This is a genomic window from Trichocoleus desertorum AS-A10 (assembly GCF_039962155.1).
In the GTDB taxonomy this organism is placed as follows: domain Bacteria; phylum Cyanobacteriota; class Cyanobacteriia; order FACHB-46; family FACHB-46; genus Trichocoleus.
The window spans coordinates 1-15,987 of sequence record NZ_JAMPKN010000028.1 but is presented as its reverse complement, the minus strand read 5'-3'; the positions used below and the strand labels follow the sequence as shown (position 1 = coordinate 15,987).

Annotated in this window: 9 protein-coding genes and 1 pseudogene; 8 read left to right on the top strand and 2 right to left on the bottom strand. The window is 43.1% G+C overall.

All coding sequences use genetic code 11. The features are described 5' to 3' along the window. Window positions 1–16: 16 nt before the first annotated feature. Window positions 17–3,730, bottom strand: coding sequence for an NB-ARC domain-containing protein (locus NDA01_RS23610; RefSeq protein WP_348229912.1), 3,714 nt, complete (start codon window positions 3,728–3,730; stop codon window positions 17–19). Between the two features lie 494 nt (window positions 3,731–4,224). Here NDA01_RS23610 and NDA01_RS23605 point away from each other — a divergent pair, with 494 nt between their 5' ends. From NDA01_RS23605 to NDA01_RS23575, 7 genes are all read left to right on the top strand, one after another. Continuing rightward, complete coding sequence (locus NDA01_RS23605) at window positions 4,225–4,875, top strand: site-2 protease family protein (protein ID WP_348229911.1); 651 nt, start codon at window positions 4,225–4,227, stop codon at window positions 4,873–4,875. Window positions 4,876–4,980: 105 nt separating this feature from the next. Beyond that, a complete protein-coding gene (locus NDA01_RS23600) occupies window positions 4,981–5,499 on the top strand; it encodes a hypothetical protein (RefSeq protein WP_348229910.1) in 519 nt (172 codons plus the stop codon). A gap of 473 nt (window positions 5,500–5,972) precedes the next feature. Further along, window positions 5,973–9,059 (top strand): ATP-binding protein, encoded by a 3,087-nt coding sequence (locus tag NDA01_RS23595; protein ID WP_348229909.1) that lies wholly within the window; start codon window positions 5,973–5,975, stop codon window positions 9,057–9,059. 194 nt (window positions 9,060–9,253) lie between these two features. Continuing rightward, the gene (locus tag NDA01_RS23590) at window positions 9,254–10,315 is read left to right on the top strand and encodes a hypothetical protein (protein WP_348229908.1); all 1,062 of its coding nucleotides are present in this window, start codon (window positions 9,254–9,256) and stop codon (window positions 10,313–10,315) included. A 107-nt stretch (window positions 10,316–10,422) separates the two neighbouring features. Beyond that, window positions 10,423–11,082, top strand: coding sequence for a vWA domain-containing protein (locus NDA01_RS23585; RefSeq protein ID WP_348229907.1), 660 nt, complete (start codon window positions 10,423–10,425; stop codon window positions 11,080–11,082). Between the two features lie 17 nt (window positions 11,083–11,099). After that, window positions 11,100–11,909, top strand: coding sequence for a PP2C family serine/threonine-protein phosphatase (locus NDA01_RS23580; RefSeq protein ID WP_348229906.1), 810 nt, complete (start codon window positions 11,100–11,102; stop codon window positions 11,907–11,909). Window positions 11,910–11,958: 49 nt separating this feature from the next. After that, on the top strand, window positions 11,959–13,545 hold the full coding sequence (locus NDA01_RS23575) for a helix-hairpin-helix domain-containing protein (protein WP_348229905.1): 1,587 nt from the start codon (window positions 11,959–11,961) through the stop codon (window positions 13,543–13,545). Window positions 13,546–13,578: 33 nt separating this feature from the next. Here NDA01_RS23575 and tnpA read toward each other — a convergent pair. Beyond that, window positions 13,579–14,019: pseudogene (tnpA, locus tag NDA01_RS23570) on the bottom strand (IS200/IS605 family transposase). A 513-nt stretch (window positions 14,020–14,532) separates the two neighbouring features. Between tnpA and NDA01_RS23565 the strand changes: the two are divergent. Continuing rightward, window positions 14,533–15,762 (top strand): hypothetical protein, encoded by a 1,230-nt coding sequence (locus NDA01_RS23565; RefSeq protein ID WP_348229904.1) that lies wholly within the window; start codon window positions 14,533–14,535, stop codon window positions 15,760–15,762. Window positions 15,763–15,987 lie beyond the last annotated feature (225 nt).

The window sequence follows — 15,987 nt, the reverse complement described above, 5'->3', positions numbered from 1 at the left end:
AAGAGCGGTAACCAAATTACTCTACACCGATCGCCCCCAAATGCATGAGAGCTAATTTCTGAGCACTGGTCAAGCCCATAACACCGGTAAAGTTTGTATTTTGGTAAGGCGCAGGCGATTGCAAAGTTTGAAGATGTGTACTCTCTTGAACATTCCACAATTTGATAGTTCCGTCTTGACTACAACTGGCAAGCACATCGCCTGTTGGATTAAACAGGACTGAGCGTACACTATCTTGATGTCCTTCTAGAATTCTGCATTGCCCGGTACTCCGGTTCCAAAGCCTGACAATGCCATCCTCGCTACCAGTTGCAAGAACCTGACTATCACGAGGATGGAAACGGACTGATCTTACCCTGCGTGGATGTCCTTCTAACTCATTGCTCTCTTCCTGTAATTCAAGGTCAGGATCAGTTCTAAAATCTTGTATTACTACCATTCCAGCCGCACTAGTAGTGCTGGATTCACCTGCGATCGCTAGCTTCTGTCCTAGAAAGCAAAAGGCAACTGAGAAGACTCTGCCAGCAAATTCATGAATAACAGTAGATGTATTCGTCTGAAGATCCCAGCACCTAACTGTTCTGTCCTCGCTACCAGTAACTAAAATCTGATTGTTGATAGGACTAAACCGGACTGAGCGAACAATACTAGTGTGCCCTCGTAAAACTTTAAAGGATTGACGTGTTGCAACATTCCAAAGAACAATAGCTCCATCCTCTCCTGTACTAGCAAGGATCTCACCATTAGGGCTAAATGCAACTGACAAAACTAGGCTTCGATGCGCTTTCTCAGTAGAGTAACATCTCCCTGTAGCGAGATCCCAGAATTTGATCGTTTGATCATCACTACCACTAGCTATCGTTCTACCATCTGGGGAAATCGCAAGTGACCAAACTCGACTGGCATGTCCGACAAACGATCTGAGGCATCCCCCATTTTCAACATCCCACTGTTTGATTGTCTTATCTTCGTTGCCACTAAAAAGAGACTCTCCACCAGGACTAAAGGCGATTGATGTTATCCAGCGTGGGTATCCTTGTAAGGTTCTGAGGCATCGTCCTGTATCTATATTCCAGAGTTTCACTACGCGATCATTGCTGCCACTAGCGATTGTTTGACCATCTGAGCTAATCGCAATAGACCAAATCCGACTGTTGTGCCCTCTAAGAGTCTTGCGGCATGGATTAATGCGATCTGTTTGTAAATCCCATACTTTTATGGTGTAGTCTTCACTGCTACTAACTAAAGTAGAGCCATCTTTGCTAAATGCAATTGCTGCTACCCAATTCTGATGTCCTCTCAATATCTTTAGGCATTCGCCTGTGTTGATATCCCAGAGTCTAATTGAGCCATCAATACTGCTACTTGCCAGAAGTTGATCATCTGTTGGGCTAAATGCAACAGATGTGATCCAAGCAAGATGACCATTCGTGCTGCCTAATATTTGGAGGTCCTGAGTCTCAAGATTCCACAACCTGATCAAGGAATCATCCTTACTACTGCTGGCAAGCATGGGAGAATGAGGGCTAAGAGCAATTGCCCAAATCCTTCTGGGGTTTTGCTGATCAACCAAAGTTCCAATGCATTGTCCCGTGCTAGCGTTCCAAAGTCGAATAGTTCCATCTATGCTGCCACTTGCAATCAACTGCTTGTCAGCATGAAAAGCAACAGACATTACCCAGTCCGTGTGTCGCTGATCGTCTCTGCCGCAACTCTGAATACACTCTCCTGTCTCAATATCCCAGAGTCTGACTGTTTTATCTTCACTGCCACTAACAAGCATCTTGCTATCAGAACTGAAGGACAGAGACATTACCCAGTTCGTGTGTCCTCGGCAGATTATTTCTTCCTGAAAATCGGCAACGTTCCACAAATAGATATCACCATTGGAATCACCCATTGCTAGATACTGTCCATCTGGGCTAAATGCAATAGATAGAGCACTTCCAAAGGTTTGTGTAAACACAGATTTAGAAAAATCAGAACCCGAAAAATTGACATAGCATAAATTTTGACTTCCTAAATAAGCCTGCTGAAGTCTGAGGTTAGAGAAGTCACTCCTATTCAAATCAACTTGCATGTGAATTAACAGGTTTAGAACATTACCAGGAGCATATCCAGTCTCCTGAGTAAGTCGTCCTCTTAAAGTCAATAAAATTTGATTGAATCGTTCTTGAACTTTCTCTGAAGTGTCATAGTGCTCAATGAGACGCTCAATTAGTGGTTGTAAGATAAAAAGACTCTGAGTATTTCTGATGTAATCCTTGGCTTGCGCCTTGAGCAAGGCATATTTTTTAAGAATAGAGATGTTTCCAGTTAGAATTGCAAGACTCACTTCATCAATCAAACGTTTGGTTACGTACTCCATCACGACGGGCAACTGCATAATTCCAAGAGAGGTTATTTCAATGAGAGATTGTTCTCTCAAAGCATCAAGCGTTTCCCTCAATAATTGCTTTGATTGAATTGATAGTAAATCATCTTGCAATGTGTCGAACGCAACAGGTTCGCGAGCGATCGCTAACCAGTACATAACTTCTTGTTGCTGAAAACCTGTCTCTTGCTGAAGACAACGCTCAAACTGACGTTGTAAGAGATCTTGAATTTCGCTAAATGGGAAGTACCCATTCCTCAAAAGTGTGAGGAAACGTGCGATAGGAACACCCACAGTTGTGATTCCTGCCGCTACAATTTTGAGTGCAAAGGGATTCCCACCATAGTGGCTGGTAATTTCTTGTAGATCTGACTCTGAAGCGTCAAGGTTATGGCTGTGAAAAAGACCACTCCCAGCATCCGGCGCAAGTCCACGAATTTCTAGAGAATATACCTTTTGGTCAGATTCTCTCAATGCTTTAACTACTGCTGGTTCTACCCGGCTTGTTAGTAGTAAACAACTTTTGTGATTCTCTCTTCCTATATGATCCAGTAATTTATCATAGTTACTGTATCCAGTTCGGCAGAGGCTAGGCTCTGAATCTTCTCCCTGTAAAATATCTTCAAAGTTGTCTAATATAACTAAACAACGATAGTCCCGCAAATACTCAATTAGTTTAGTGATTTTCTCATCTACAGTTTCTGGTAGAACGCTTATCTGTTGCTTAGAAATGCTCCCAATCAGATCATCTAAAAGGCTTTCAATCCATCGCGTATTGCGTAGCGATCGCACAATCACAAACTCGAATTGATTTTGGACCCCTTCTGCTAGCTTCGCAGCAAGGGTTGTTTTACCAATCCCTCCCATGCCAAACAACACGACTAGCTTGCAAAGACCATTTCTATAACGGTATAAGGGCTGCTCGTTGACAATCTGTCGTTGTAATTTAGCTAGTTCTTCTGTACGGCCATAAAACTCATTGATTTCTCGTTCAATCGACTGAGACCAATCAACAATTACGCGAGAATCAACGATTTCTTGCCAATCGAGATCTAAGACTTCGCAGAAAATTTTGAACGCACGAGCCAAAACTGGGTTGTGCTGGCAGAAGCTTTTCCAAGTAGTTGGAGTTAGGCCCTCTGGATAGTCTTCATTATTAAGGCTTGGCTGAAACTCACCTCGCCCTCTCAAAAGTTCTGCCGCTTGTAAAGAGGCTGTATCTCCCTCTTGAGTCCAACTCTCCAATTGTGTTCTTTGGTTTTCCCTGCTCTCAATTTTCTTTCTCTCAATAGCCCTCAAAATCTCTGCATGTCCCTGATCAGAAGCAATTAGCTTTCTCGATGCGCCCTGAGTCATGTGCGTTTACCACATTTGGTTAAATTTATCAAGACCTACTTTTTCAGTCTACCACCACTGGAAAGTACACCTGGAGAAACTTTCTATTTCTTCCGATATTGAGAACAGACAACGCCAGTCTCTGGCGGTCAAGGGAAAAACCGCGGGACTCAACAATTATCCATGAATTCTCAAACATTCTAATAAAGATTACCCATGAAAGTATTTCCAGGCCGAAAAGCCCTACATTTTCTACTGCCCATTGCGATCGCAGCTATCACGTTGTTGTTAGTTGTCAATATGTGGAGTCCTGAGAACTCATCTGTTAAGACTTTGAACGGCCTCTACAAACATTACTCCAGCAGCTACGATTCAAAACGAATCTCGGTCACACTCATGATTCTAACCATCCTATTATTACCACCAAATCTAGATAAGAAGTTTCGCGTAACTGGCGCACTCTCGGTTAAGCCTAAACAAATGCTAACTGCCCTCTACTCAAGAGGTTTGAGGTTATGTTGTTAATTCTGACTCAAGATGGATTTATTCCTTTTATGCTTGTTGGTTTGATTGTCATTTTTTCGATTTGTGTCCATGAGCTATCTCACGGTCTAGCTGCCTTACAACAAGGAGACCAAACCCCCATAAGGACTGGTCATATGACTCTAAATCCCCTTAAACATATGGGTTGGGAAGCAACTATCTTCCTTATCATTGCAGGCATTACATGGGGATCGATGCCTGTGAATCCATCAAGATTTCGATCTGCCAAGTGGGGAGAAGTGATAGTTTCTGCTGCTGGTCCGCTCTCTAACCTGACATTAGGTTTACTCTCGATCGCGCTCATCAGATGGCTTTTGGCCTCAAGTACGGAGGGGACAGTAGGTGCTGCCCTCATCGTCTCTAAACTAATACTGTTGCTTTTGGCTTTAATCAATCTGAAACTATTTGTTGTAAATATGCTCCCCATTCCTCCGTTAGATGGTCATGTTGTTTTTAGTAAATTTTTTCCAGAACTGGAGCCATTAAAAGATAGCCCGTTTGGGCTAGCTGCACTAATGATTCTCTTCCTATCACCCTTTGGTGAGGGACTAGACATGGTAGTTAGCTGGTTTATAGCCCACGCAACTGGCATTCCGTTGAACAACCTCATTTCTATGCAATGAACCACAAGGCCTTAAGAGGAATGGTCCTATAAATAGCATTGCTGGCATGTGGGTTGGTCAATATCAGTTGAATGAGTCTTATTCATGTAGAAGGACTTCAGAGAAATGATGCTCTTACGTAAACCTAGCTCAACAAGATATCAGGGAATTGCGAGGAAAGTTGACTTCAGAACGGATTTGGGAACCAAGACTAAAACTAATTTGGGAATGTGGGGGACTTCTCATACATATGTCAATAATATCCAGGTTTTGACGTTTAGATTGGAACTTACAGATACACACGGTAACATCATTGGCTTGAAAGCAGTAGAGCTACGGGGAGAAAAGATTCTTGGGGTTATTTGTGATGGTGATTCCTTGGAAGTCATTGGGAAAGAGACGAGTACAGGAATTTCACAGCCACAGGAAATTTATAACCTAACAACTAGCTCAGAGATCACCGTAGAGCAAGCAACAGGAAATTTGGGAGGTTTCTTTTATACTCTTGTACTCCTGCTCTTGGCTTATCCTATTTTAACGTTTGTTTATCACGTTGTATTCGAGCTTCTTGGTCCATCTTTTGCCACTTTTGCTGTTTGGGGTGGGTTAGCCTACGGTGTCTATTTAATTGTCTCTCATAAATAAACTATTCAGGTTGTTGTGAAGATTTCTCCGACTACTAGATTCATTAAGGGAGTCTCCCAAGGAATAAGGTAGTCAGATGCAAATCGAGCGCGTCAGTCTCAAACATTTCTCACTTTGCGGCACTTCTAGAAAGGTTGATCTCACAACTAATTAGGAAACGCCACCACAACTGAGCAGGTTTAGGCGATGAATGAATCTTGTAGCTACGTAAATAATTCTCGAATTTTGATGTTCAGAGTGGAGTTGACAGACAAAGGTGGCATTAAAGTTGACCCTAACAGGTGCTGCTAGAAGGCGAAAAGATTTTTGAATCTTTACTGCTTCGTAATTTTTAGATTTCTTTTGAAGATTCTGGTCGCAGCTACTCTTGAAGTCATTTTTGGTGGATTGATGTTCGTCGTCATTATTGTGGCTTCCTTTATATCTGATTTTTCATGGGGATAGGAATATCTAGTTTTTAGAGAGTTTACTTTATGAGCTTTTCCACTCAACATATCGGTTATCTTGAACGCAGTTACTTGAATGCTTTACAGGGTAAAGTTGCTGAATCCACGGAAAATGTTCATGTTCCTGCACCTGGTAATTCATTCTTTGTCAAAGTTTTAGGAATTGCGGACTTTTGGAGTAGTCAGGAAACACAACGGGCTCTGCCACGCTCGTTGATGCAAGACATTAATGCTGGGCTGTATGGACAAAAAATTCCGCTTATCTTCCTGATCATTCACGAGCCATCTCGACTCAATTTGTTCATTGGGACCTACCAAGGCAACCATTTGTCAACGATAGCCGCTTCCCTGCAAAGTGCATACCCTGGAATTGATCTGCAAACTCAGCTTTCAAAAGACGACTTAGCTCTTTTGCAAAACCTGACACAAGGATATAAGTATGCTGCGATCGTGACAGGAAGTCCTACTGTGAAAACGGACAGGGAGACTGCAAATAATGAACAGATTGAGCGACTGATTCGAGGACTAAACAGTGCAACTGCAAGTCAAGCTGGATGGGCATATATGGTTATGGCAGTTCCAGCTTCAGAAATTGAAGTAGAGGAGCTGTATAACTCCACGGTAAATGAGCGGCGAATCGTAGAAAATGCACAGGCAGCAGCTAATGTACAAAATCCGATCGCAGAGACTTACAAGGAACGACTGGAAAGTCTGAAAGAGAAGCTGGAGCTTGGAAAGTCCCAGGGACTGTGGCATGTAGGAACATACCTTTTGTCTCAAGATTCACAAACCTTCCGCCATGGTCAAGCCATTATTAAGGCCGTTTTTGGAGGTGAAGATTCCCGGCTTGATCCAATTCGAGTGTTAGAGTATCCATCTTGCAAAACAACTCATCAACCCCTTCGCAGCAGTAGTGCTGCGCCAAAGGGTCCGAGCCAGAACGTGGAGTATCCCCACAAATACCTCGCTCTAGAAAACTCAAAAGAACTGGCGATACTCGCACAGTTACCAACAGAAGAGGCTCCTGGGTATTTCGTCAAAGATTATGTCCGCTTTGATGTTGCTGTACCTGATAGCAAGACTAAACAGGGCATCAGTGTGGGGGATATCATACATTGTGGTCAAAGGGTAGGAAACCAGTACCAAGTCAGTTATGAAAGCCTAAACCGACATGGTTTGGCAGTTGGTACAACTGGAAGCGGTAAAACTAACACCATCTTTCATCTACTCAAGCAAGCATGGCAAGCCAATCTTCCATTTTTGGTGATTGAGCCAGCGAAAACTGAGTATCGAAAGGCTCTTCACATTAGAGAACTAGCAAACTATCTACGGATCTTCACCCTGGGGGATGATACCACATCACCTTTTCGCTTGAACCCCTTTGAAATCATGCCGGGGGTTTCTGTTCAAACGCACATTAGCCATTTGCTGTCAGTTTTCAATGCCAGTTTTGTAATGTATGCCCCGATGCCCTACGTTCTAGAGGCATGTATTCATGAAATCTATCAAGATAAGGGCTGGAATTTAGTTACCAGTACCAACGATCGCGGCTTACACCAAAATGCTCATCCAACGCTGACCGATCTCTACCGAAAAATCGACGAAGTTGTCGATCGCTTAGGTTATGAAGATAAAATCACGATGGATGTGAAAGCTGCCCTTAAAACCAGGATCAACAGCCTGCGAATTGGGGGTAAGGGATTGATGTTAGATACCAGGAAATCAATTCCAATTCAGGCATTGCTTCAGCAACCAACCATTCTGGAATTAGAGCAAATTGGAGATGATGACGAAAAAGCCTTCCTGATTGGGTTACTTCTAACGTTTCTATGTGAGTATTACACCTCACAAGGTTTAACTGAAGGTAAACCCCTGTCTCATCTAACAGTTATAGAGGAAGCGCATAGGCTGTTCAAGAATGTATCTACAGTTGTGGATACAGAGACAGCCAATAGTAGGGGGAAAGCAGTAGAAACCTTCTGCAATATCCTCTCTGAAATTCGTGCCTACGGAGAGGGTTTCTTGATTGCAGAACAAATTCCGACCAAACTAGCACCAGATATTATTAAAAACACCAACCTGAAGATTATGCACCGTGTAGTTGCAGCCGATGATAGACGAGTGATGGGTGCAACCATGAATCTGGACGAGGATCAACAACGCCGAATTGCCTCTTTGTCGGTCGGAGAAGCAGCTGTGTATAGCGAGGGAGATGACAGTTCTCTGCTGATTCAGGTGCCCTACAGCAAAGTTGTTTTCCAACAACTTTCTAAGGAACAGGAGAATCAACTCATCCGGCAATCGATGAAAAAGTTTTCTCAAAAAATGGTTGATGTGTTTGCACCACTCAGTGGATCGTTAACTATTGAGGATAGTTTAAAACCCCTCAAGAAGGAGGCAGAGCAAATTGTTGAAAATTTGGAGGTACAAGAGGTTGTCGCTCGGTACGTTCTATCAGCTGTTAATCAGGCTACTGGGTTGATAATAGAATTCCCTCAACTTATTCAAGTGGTCAGTAAGTTCAGAAGAAGCAGTAGCCAAGATTTTCAAGGAATCGAAATTAGCTTGATTTATGGAGTAAGCAGTTATTTTGAGAGGTTTGGGCAAAAGTATGGATGGCAGTATGAAATGGTTCAGCAATTGACAAAGGAATTCCTGTCTTTGATGTCCAGCATTGGCTTAAGCAGATACAAACAAAGCTCCACTCAACCCGATCTTTCTGGCGAAGAAGAACAGCGTATCCGAGTCTTCCAAGATAGATATCGCAACCTTTGCAGTATTCAGAACTACCCATTCGCAGGCTGTGAAAGAGTTTGTCCCGATAAAATCTGCTTGTACAGGCACAATGTTGAACCACTACTTTCTGACACACGCCTTGATAACAACTTTATTAGTGCTCTAGCAAAGTTATCAGGTGAAGAAATGTGGAAACAAGTAGCAGAAACCTGCAAAGTTGCTGGAAGAAGAACTATTCTCAGTGGTGTGTCTCCCGAAGAAGCAAGAAAAACTGCACTCTGTTTTGCTGTCCAGAAGAGTGAACTGGGTGAATCGGCAAGGTATATGGATGCTTTTCTGAGGGAGAAAATCATAAACAACATGCTAACCCTTCTGTAAAGGGCTGCCACCTCAATGCAGAAGTGAACGTCCTTCTGCTTTTTCAAAGGATCAGGATTCCAAGCCTACATCTTTTAGTAATCCAGATGTAAATAGCTACTAGCGGAAAAGCTTTGACAGCTACGAATTTCATCATGATTATCTCAAACAATTTCAAATTACTCATCATTTCAAGATAGGAAGGATAACTTTTAATGTCACCACCTCAAGCAAGTTCAAACTCACAAAATGCAGTGAATAATCTAGAGGGAGCAGCCTCTGCAGAAAAAGGAGGTTCTGGAGGAAGTACTAACGTAAGCCGTGTTGACAATTCAAATCAGAAATCTCCAGATTCATGTATTCAAGCTTTTAAGGATACTGGTGAATTTATAGGCTTCGCGGTAGGAAAGTATGGGGGGGGAGCTGAAGCTGGTCCTGCTGGAGCTGCTATAGGGGGAAGTTTGGGTGGTATGGTGGGTGCAGCGGTAGGAGAAGCTGCTGGAAACCTGATGTGTGATTTTCCAGATCCTGAACCTCTTCCGGCACAAGGAGAATTTGATGGATACCCTGGTTATCAACCTGATAATCAACCTCAATCCCCTGACAGCCAGAATCAAACTCCTGACGGACAAAATCAAACTCCTGTTGATGCTAACCAAAGCAATCCTGATGGAACTGAAAGCAAAGCTCCTGGTATAGACAGCCAACCTGATAATCAACCTCAATCCCCTGACAACCAGAGTCAACCAGACAGCCAGAATCAAACTCCTGACGGACAGAATCAAACTCCTGACGGACAAAATCAAACTCCTGTTGATGCTAACCAAAGCAATCCTGATGGAACTGAAAGCAAGGTTCCTGGCTCGGAGAGTCAACCTGATAATCAACCTCAATCCCCTGACAACCAGAGTCAACCAGACAGCCAGAATCAAGCTCCTGATGGACAGGATCAAACTCCCGTTGATGCTAACCAAAGCAATCCTGATGGAACTGAAAGCAAAGCTCCTGGTATAGACAGCCAACCTGATAATCAACCTCAATCCCCTGACAACCAGAGTCAACCAGACAGCCAGAATCAAGCTCCTGATGGACAGGATCAAACTCCCGTTGATGCTAGCCAAAGCAATCCTGATGGAACTGAAAGCAAGGCTCCTGGTACAGATGGCGCCACCCGCTCAAATGGAGAATCCAGTCAGGATTTTAAGGGCTTTGGCGAGAGTAGAGGAGATAGTCAGTTAAGTGGCAAATCAGATGCGGGTGAGAGTGGAGTTCGGTAATCGCGCTGAAACTCTAAAGTTTTGGAGATTTCTTTCCTGACCCCCAAAATTTAATTCTTGATCAAAACGCACTTAACGTACACAAAACCTAACAAGGAGATAAGAAAATGCCTGTAGGACAACCAGAATTCATTGATAACCCAGAACCCCGCTGCCCTGTTGTGTTGCTACTTGATCGCTCTGGCTCTATGGCGGGTCAGCCGATCGAGGAATTGAATCGTGGGCTGATGATTTTCAAGGAATCAGTTGAAGAAGATGCACTGGCATCTTTGAGAGTTGAGATTGCGATCGTCTCTTTTGGACCTGTGGAACTAGCACAGGACTTCGTCACAATCGATGGTTTTGTTCCTCCTCGCTTGACTGCGGATGGTGGGACACCAGTGGGAGAGGCAATCGATTTTACCTTAGACCTCTTAGAGACTCGTAAGCGAATCTATAAAGCCGATGGGGTTCCTTATCACCAACCTTGGGTTTGGTTAATTACAGATGGAGCACCCACCTCCCCCTGGCGAAATGCAGCAGAACAGATTAATCGAGCCGAAGCAAATCGTCAACTCTCATTTTTTACGGTAGCCGTGGAAGGAGCAGACATGGCTATTCTGCGCCAGATTGCTCCCCCTCAGCGTCCGCCCCTACTACTCAATGGGTTGGATTTTAAGTCTATGTTCCTCTGGTTGAGCCAGTCTATGAAGCGAGTTTCTACAGGCAAACCTGGAGATGGAATGACCGTTCTTCCAGCAGTGGGATGGGGTTCAGCACCAAATTAGATTCATGAGGTTAGCCAATGACATGGAAAGCAGTGGCGCGATCTGCGCTAGGAACTAGCCATAGGGACAAAGGTATCCCCTGCCAGGACTACGGGGCTTACCGCTCCTTCGATGATGGCAACATCATTGTCGGTGCCGTTGCAGACGGGGCTGGTAGTGCCAAATATGCGGATGTAGGTGCAAAGTTAGCAGTTAGAGGAGCTTTATTATGTACGCAAAAGTGGTTTGAATGGTTGGGAAGGCAAAAAGTTAGTTTGCGATCATTATCGAAGCAAGCGATCACTAAGCATCTTAATAAAACACTCGAAATTGTTGCAAAGATTCTGGAGAAACAAGCGATCGCTAGAGATCACAGCGTCCATGACTTCAACTGCACGCTGTTGCTATTCATTGCTACTCCTGAATGGGTAGCTGCTGCACAAGTTGGTGATGGCTTCATTGTAGTTAAGCCTGTGGGGCAAGACTATCAACTGGTTTTTCAACCAGATAAGGGGGAGTTCATTAACCAAACTACCTTTGTGACATCTCCAGATTGTCTAACCGAAATGAAGACAGAAGTTTTCCTAAACCAGTATGAATTCATTTGTGCATCAACAGATGGTCTAGAGCGTCTGGCAATCCAAACATTTGATTGGAAACCTGGCAATGGCTTCTTTCAACCTTTACAGGAGTACATGCAAACAACAGCCTATCCAGAGGTCAGCGATGAGTACATTGTGAGCTTTTTGAACTCTGAGCGATTGAATGCTCGAACCGATGACGATAAGACACTGCTTCTCTGTCTTTATCATCGCTATCCCTACTTGCCAATGAAGGGATATAGGTGAACAGGCAAGGCTTGTAAATTGCTTCTCAGGTAACTGCAAGAGGTAACATATGAGTTATTTTGACTCTACGGGTCACCCACTTACCTTTCAAGGCTCACCGCTAGGTAGTGGTGGTGAAGGGACAGTGTGGAGAACTGACCGAAAAGGGCAAGTGGCGAAAATTTATTACTCTTTGGATAGGAGCCAGACACGGAAACTGGAGTTGATGATAAAAAACCCGCCAAAGGACCGTTCGCTGGAAACATCTAATCATATTTCGATCGCTTGGCCTACAGACCTGATTAACGACAGCAAAGGGGAGTATGTCGGCATTCTAATGCCAGCCATTGACAGAAGTGTGGAGTTGACAAAAGTCTATAACCCAAAGCTACGTAAAAAAATACTTCCTGGATTTACTTGGAAGTACTTACATGTAGCAGCGAAGAACCTTGCTTGGATCATCAGAGATATTCATGCCAAAGGTTATGTTCTAGGCGACATGAAACCACAAAACATTCGAGTTAACAACTCGGCTCTGGTGTCGATCGTTGATACAGATTCGTTTCAAGTACCTGATCATGCGAAAAAGGAGATTTATCGTTGTACCGTTTTTTCTCCTGAATTTACACCCCCAGAGCTAATCGGTGAAACAGCCTCTAATATTACCCAAACACCATGCCATGATAACTTCCGATTGGCAGTAATCATTTACCAGCTTTTGTTTGGAATTCATCCTTTTAGTACGGGGGAGTGGAAAGGAAGCGAAGAGAAACCAGATATAGATAGATTGATTCAACAGGGTTATTGGATATATAGCTACGATAAAAAGGTGCAGCCCTCTCGGAGCACCATTTCCCTTAATGTTGTCCATCCAGAATTGAAAAGCCTTTTTCTACGATGTTTTAATGATGGACATCAAGCACCAACCTTAAGACCGACTGCTAATGATTGGTGCAATGCTTTAGAACAAGCAATTTCTGAATTGATCAGTTGCAAACATTTGCCAAATCATGTTTACAGGAAGTCTTATAGACGATGCCACTGGTGCGAAAGATCAAAAGATTTAGGGGTTGATATTTTTTCAGTCTCTAGCAGCTCGATAACAAATAAAAGTTTCTCATTTAAGCAACTTCTTTTAACTAATCAGTCTCCAAGTTCAAACTTAAGTAAAAGTTTTCATTCTAGTCAGTTGAAGAAGGTAAAAGCCAACATAATCAGGCTAGGAAAATTTCTTATCAAAATATTTGGAGATTTTTTCTGGTTAGCTATAGTTACTGTCTTTATCCTGATTAACCATCAAAGTTTGTTTTTGAAAACTACTTCCAGCGCAATAGTTGAACTTCTACAAAGCAGCCTAAACCAACTTTCTAAGCCTAGTTCTACACCCAGCTATAGCCTCACCCCAGGACAAGATACTTGTGGTGGTCCAAACCCTCCAGGGATCGACACTTGGTATCCTGTATTCGTAAGAACGGATGATGATGAAACTCTTCATGAAATTAATAAGTTTTGTAAAGATGCATATTTAGATGGAGATAAAATTCAAGTAGCATCTTTCTTGAATAGAGCAAAAGCTGAAGCTTTTGCTGAAATTTTGAAAAAAAGATTTGGAAGTGGAGAGGTCGGAGCTCCTCACATAGAGGATCATGGCCGGTAAGCGACCCCGCTGCAAGCAGACGGAATATCAGCATCAGAAAAGAGTAATCTGCTCATCTCGATGGAGCTTGAAGTATTCCTTATCCTGATTCTTGACGTACTTTGCAATCACTCCTTCATCCCTGTGTTTGCCCACCGTATTGGCAAAATAACCATCGCTCCAAAACTCTCCGCCCGTAGATTTGTTTCACTTGAGAACACCGTTGAAACACCTCCTTCGCCGTCAAACTCTTGATCATTTTGACCAACTTCGTCACGCTGTACATGAACACCGATTGCACTAGGAAATGTAGATGGTCTTTGTCTACAACGAACTCGATAAATTTAACCTCGTAACGTTTCTCGATTGCCAAACAACTTCTCGCAAAACCTCATCGACCTGTTCATCAAATACAGCCCATCGATGCTTTGTTGGAAACACCAAGTCATATAGCAAAATCGTGGCATTATAGCTTTTGTGAATGTACTCACTCATCCTGGCATTTTACGTCGCAGAGCAGCAGGGAATCGACCCGCAGAGATGGAAGTACTCTTTGAAATCGCTGTTTAGAGCAACGCAAAAGACACAGATCGTTTGTCCTTAGACAGTTTTTGCGACACAACCCTTTTTTGAGCAGGAAAACAGAAGGTTTGGGAGTGAGCGAAACCTGCCGACTTTATCAAACCAGTGGGGTGGGTCAAGGTGGAGCATCTGCTTACCACACGGTGTTGCTGAAAAATAATGATTTTTCTACGAAGGAGGCGGCCTTTGAGATAGCCATACCATTACCAAATCCGCAACGCCTACCGCACTCGGCCCTGCTGATGAAATGTAGGCCAATCACAACGAAACCTAAAATAGCGCCCTCAGAAGGCGTGCGAGTGCTGATCGCAGATGACAGAATTATATGCCAAGCGATTAGAGGGTTTGCAACGAGTTTCAGACGTTCAGCGATCAGTGCATAATTGATCATCTTCAGACAAACTAGCTATTAAATAAGGGATAGAAATGGAAATTATCTGGTTGGCTTTAGCTACACTGTTAGCTTTAGGGATTTATTTAGGGTATAGGCATAGACGCATAATTGACCTAACTCCAAATGTGAAAAAAGGAGATATTTTACAGGAGATCCTAGTCAGAGAAATACAAGCGGATTTCGGTACCACCAAGCAACTAAATATTAAGGGAAAAACTGTTGTCTTGTCTATTCCACAGGGCTCGATCGCGGGTGACATTTTACGGCTTAAGTGGCATGGGCGCTACCCGTTCCGTCATGCGTTCTTCCTTCTGAAAGTAATAGACTCTTCTGTTACCTCTAGTTCAAGCTCTTTTCGGTCTCCCAAAGTTCGAGATATTGTTTTATCCTCAGATACTTCTACCAATGTGGTAGAAGAGTTTCAATCCTCTCCATCAGAGCACCAAGTCGAGGTGCAGCCAAAACAACCCGTTGCTTCAGCTACATCACCTCTTACTTCGGAAGATTATATAGACCCTGCTTTTCGTGCTTTACAGACTCAACTAGAAGAACTTGCTAGCTTTGCCTGGACAACGGAAAAGTCTTTTCAATATCCAAATTTTCTCCTGAGTTTAAGTAATCTGACTAACTCATCTTCACTCACTAAAGTTATTGAACTTTTACTACGCCATGCTGAACAGGTTGCTCCTGGACTTTCAGTGCCCTACATGGTTCCAAGGATTGTTGTGGAGCCCACACCCTTCGCAGCTGGTCAATTTGAAGTAGACGAAGAAGGTTGGGTGACTATTAAAATGAGTCCAAATTTCTCTGACGACAAATTAGCAGCACGGGCAATTCTAGCGCATGAAGTTTGCCATTACATTCTGGAAAACTCTGGGATTCGCAAGGTAGATTTTGAACTCAATGAGCGATATACAGACTTATGCATTTTTATCTGTGGTTTTGGTCAAGTTTTTCTTGCTGGATATAAACGAGAAGCAGCTCAGCATGAATACCGACCAGAGCATCGTTTAGGTTATCTAACTGACGTAGAGTATGAATTTATTAATCGATATACAGTTAAACTCCGTCAATCCATGAAATTAAAGGTCTCTAGTGAATTAGATACATTGAAAAATCGATTATTAAGACTCCTTTACGGCGATCAAGACTCTTGTAAACGGCACATTGAAGCAGAACGCCGACGAAATCCACATAAATCAGAGATAGATCTATATAGAGATGTAATTGACCAACTCGAAAGAGACCGTGGACGCTGGTGAACTTTATACTTACTGCGAGCCAATAACCCTATTTTCGATTCCTGAGGCTGATTTCAGCATCGTCTTAGCACGCAACTTATAGCTATTCATCGTCATCAATAGTTCAACTCACGGTAGTGCTCAAGATGTAATGATAGAAGAGTAAAGTTCATTTTCGAATGCTCTTTGTTTGCTCATGCCTGCTTGTCCCCTCTGTGCCTCCTCCCGAACGGTCAAAAACGGTCA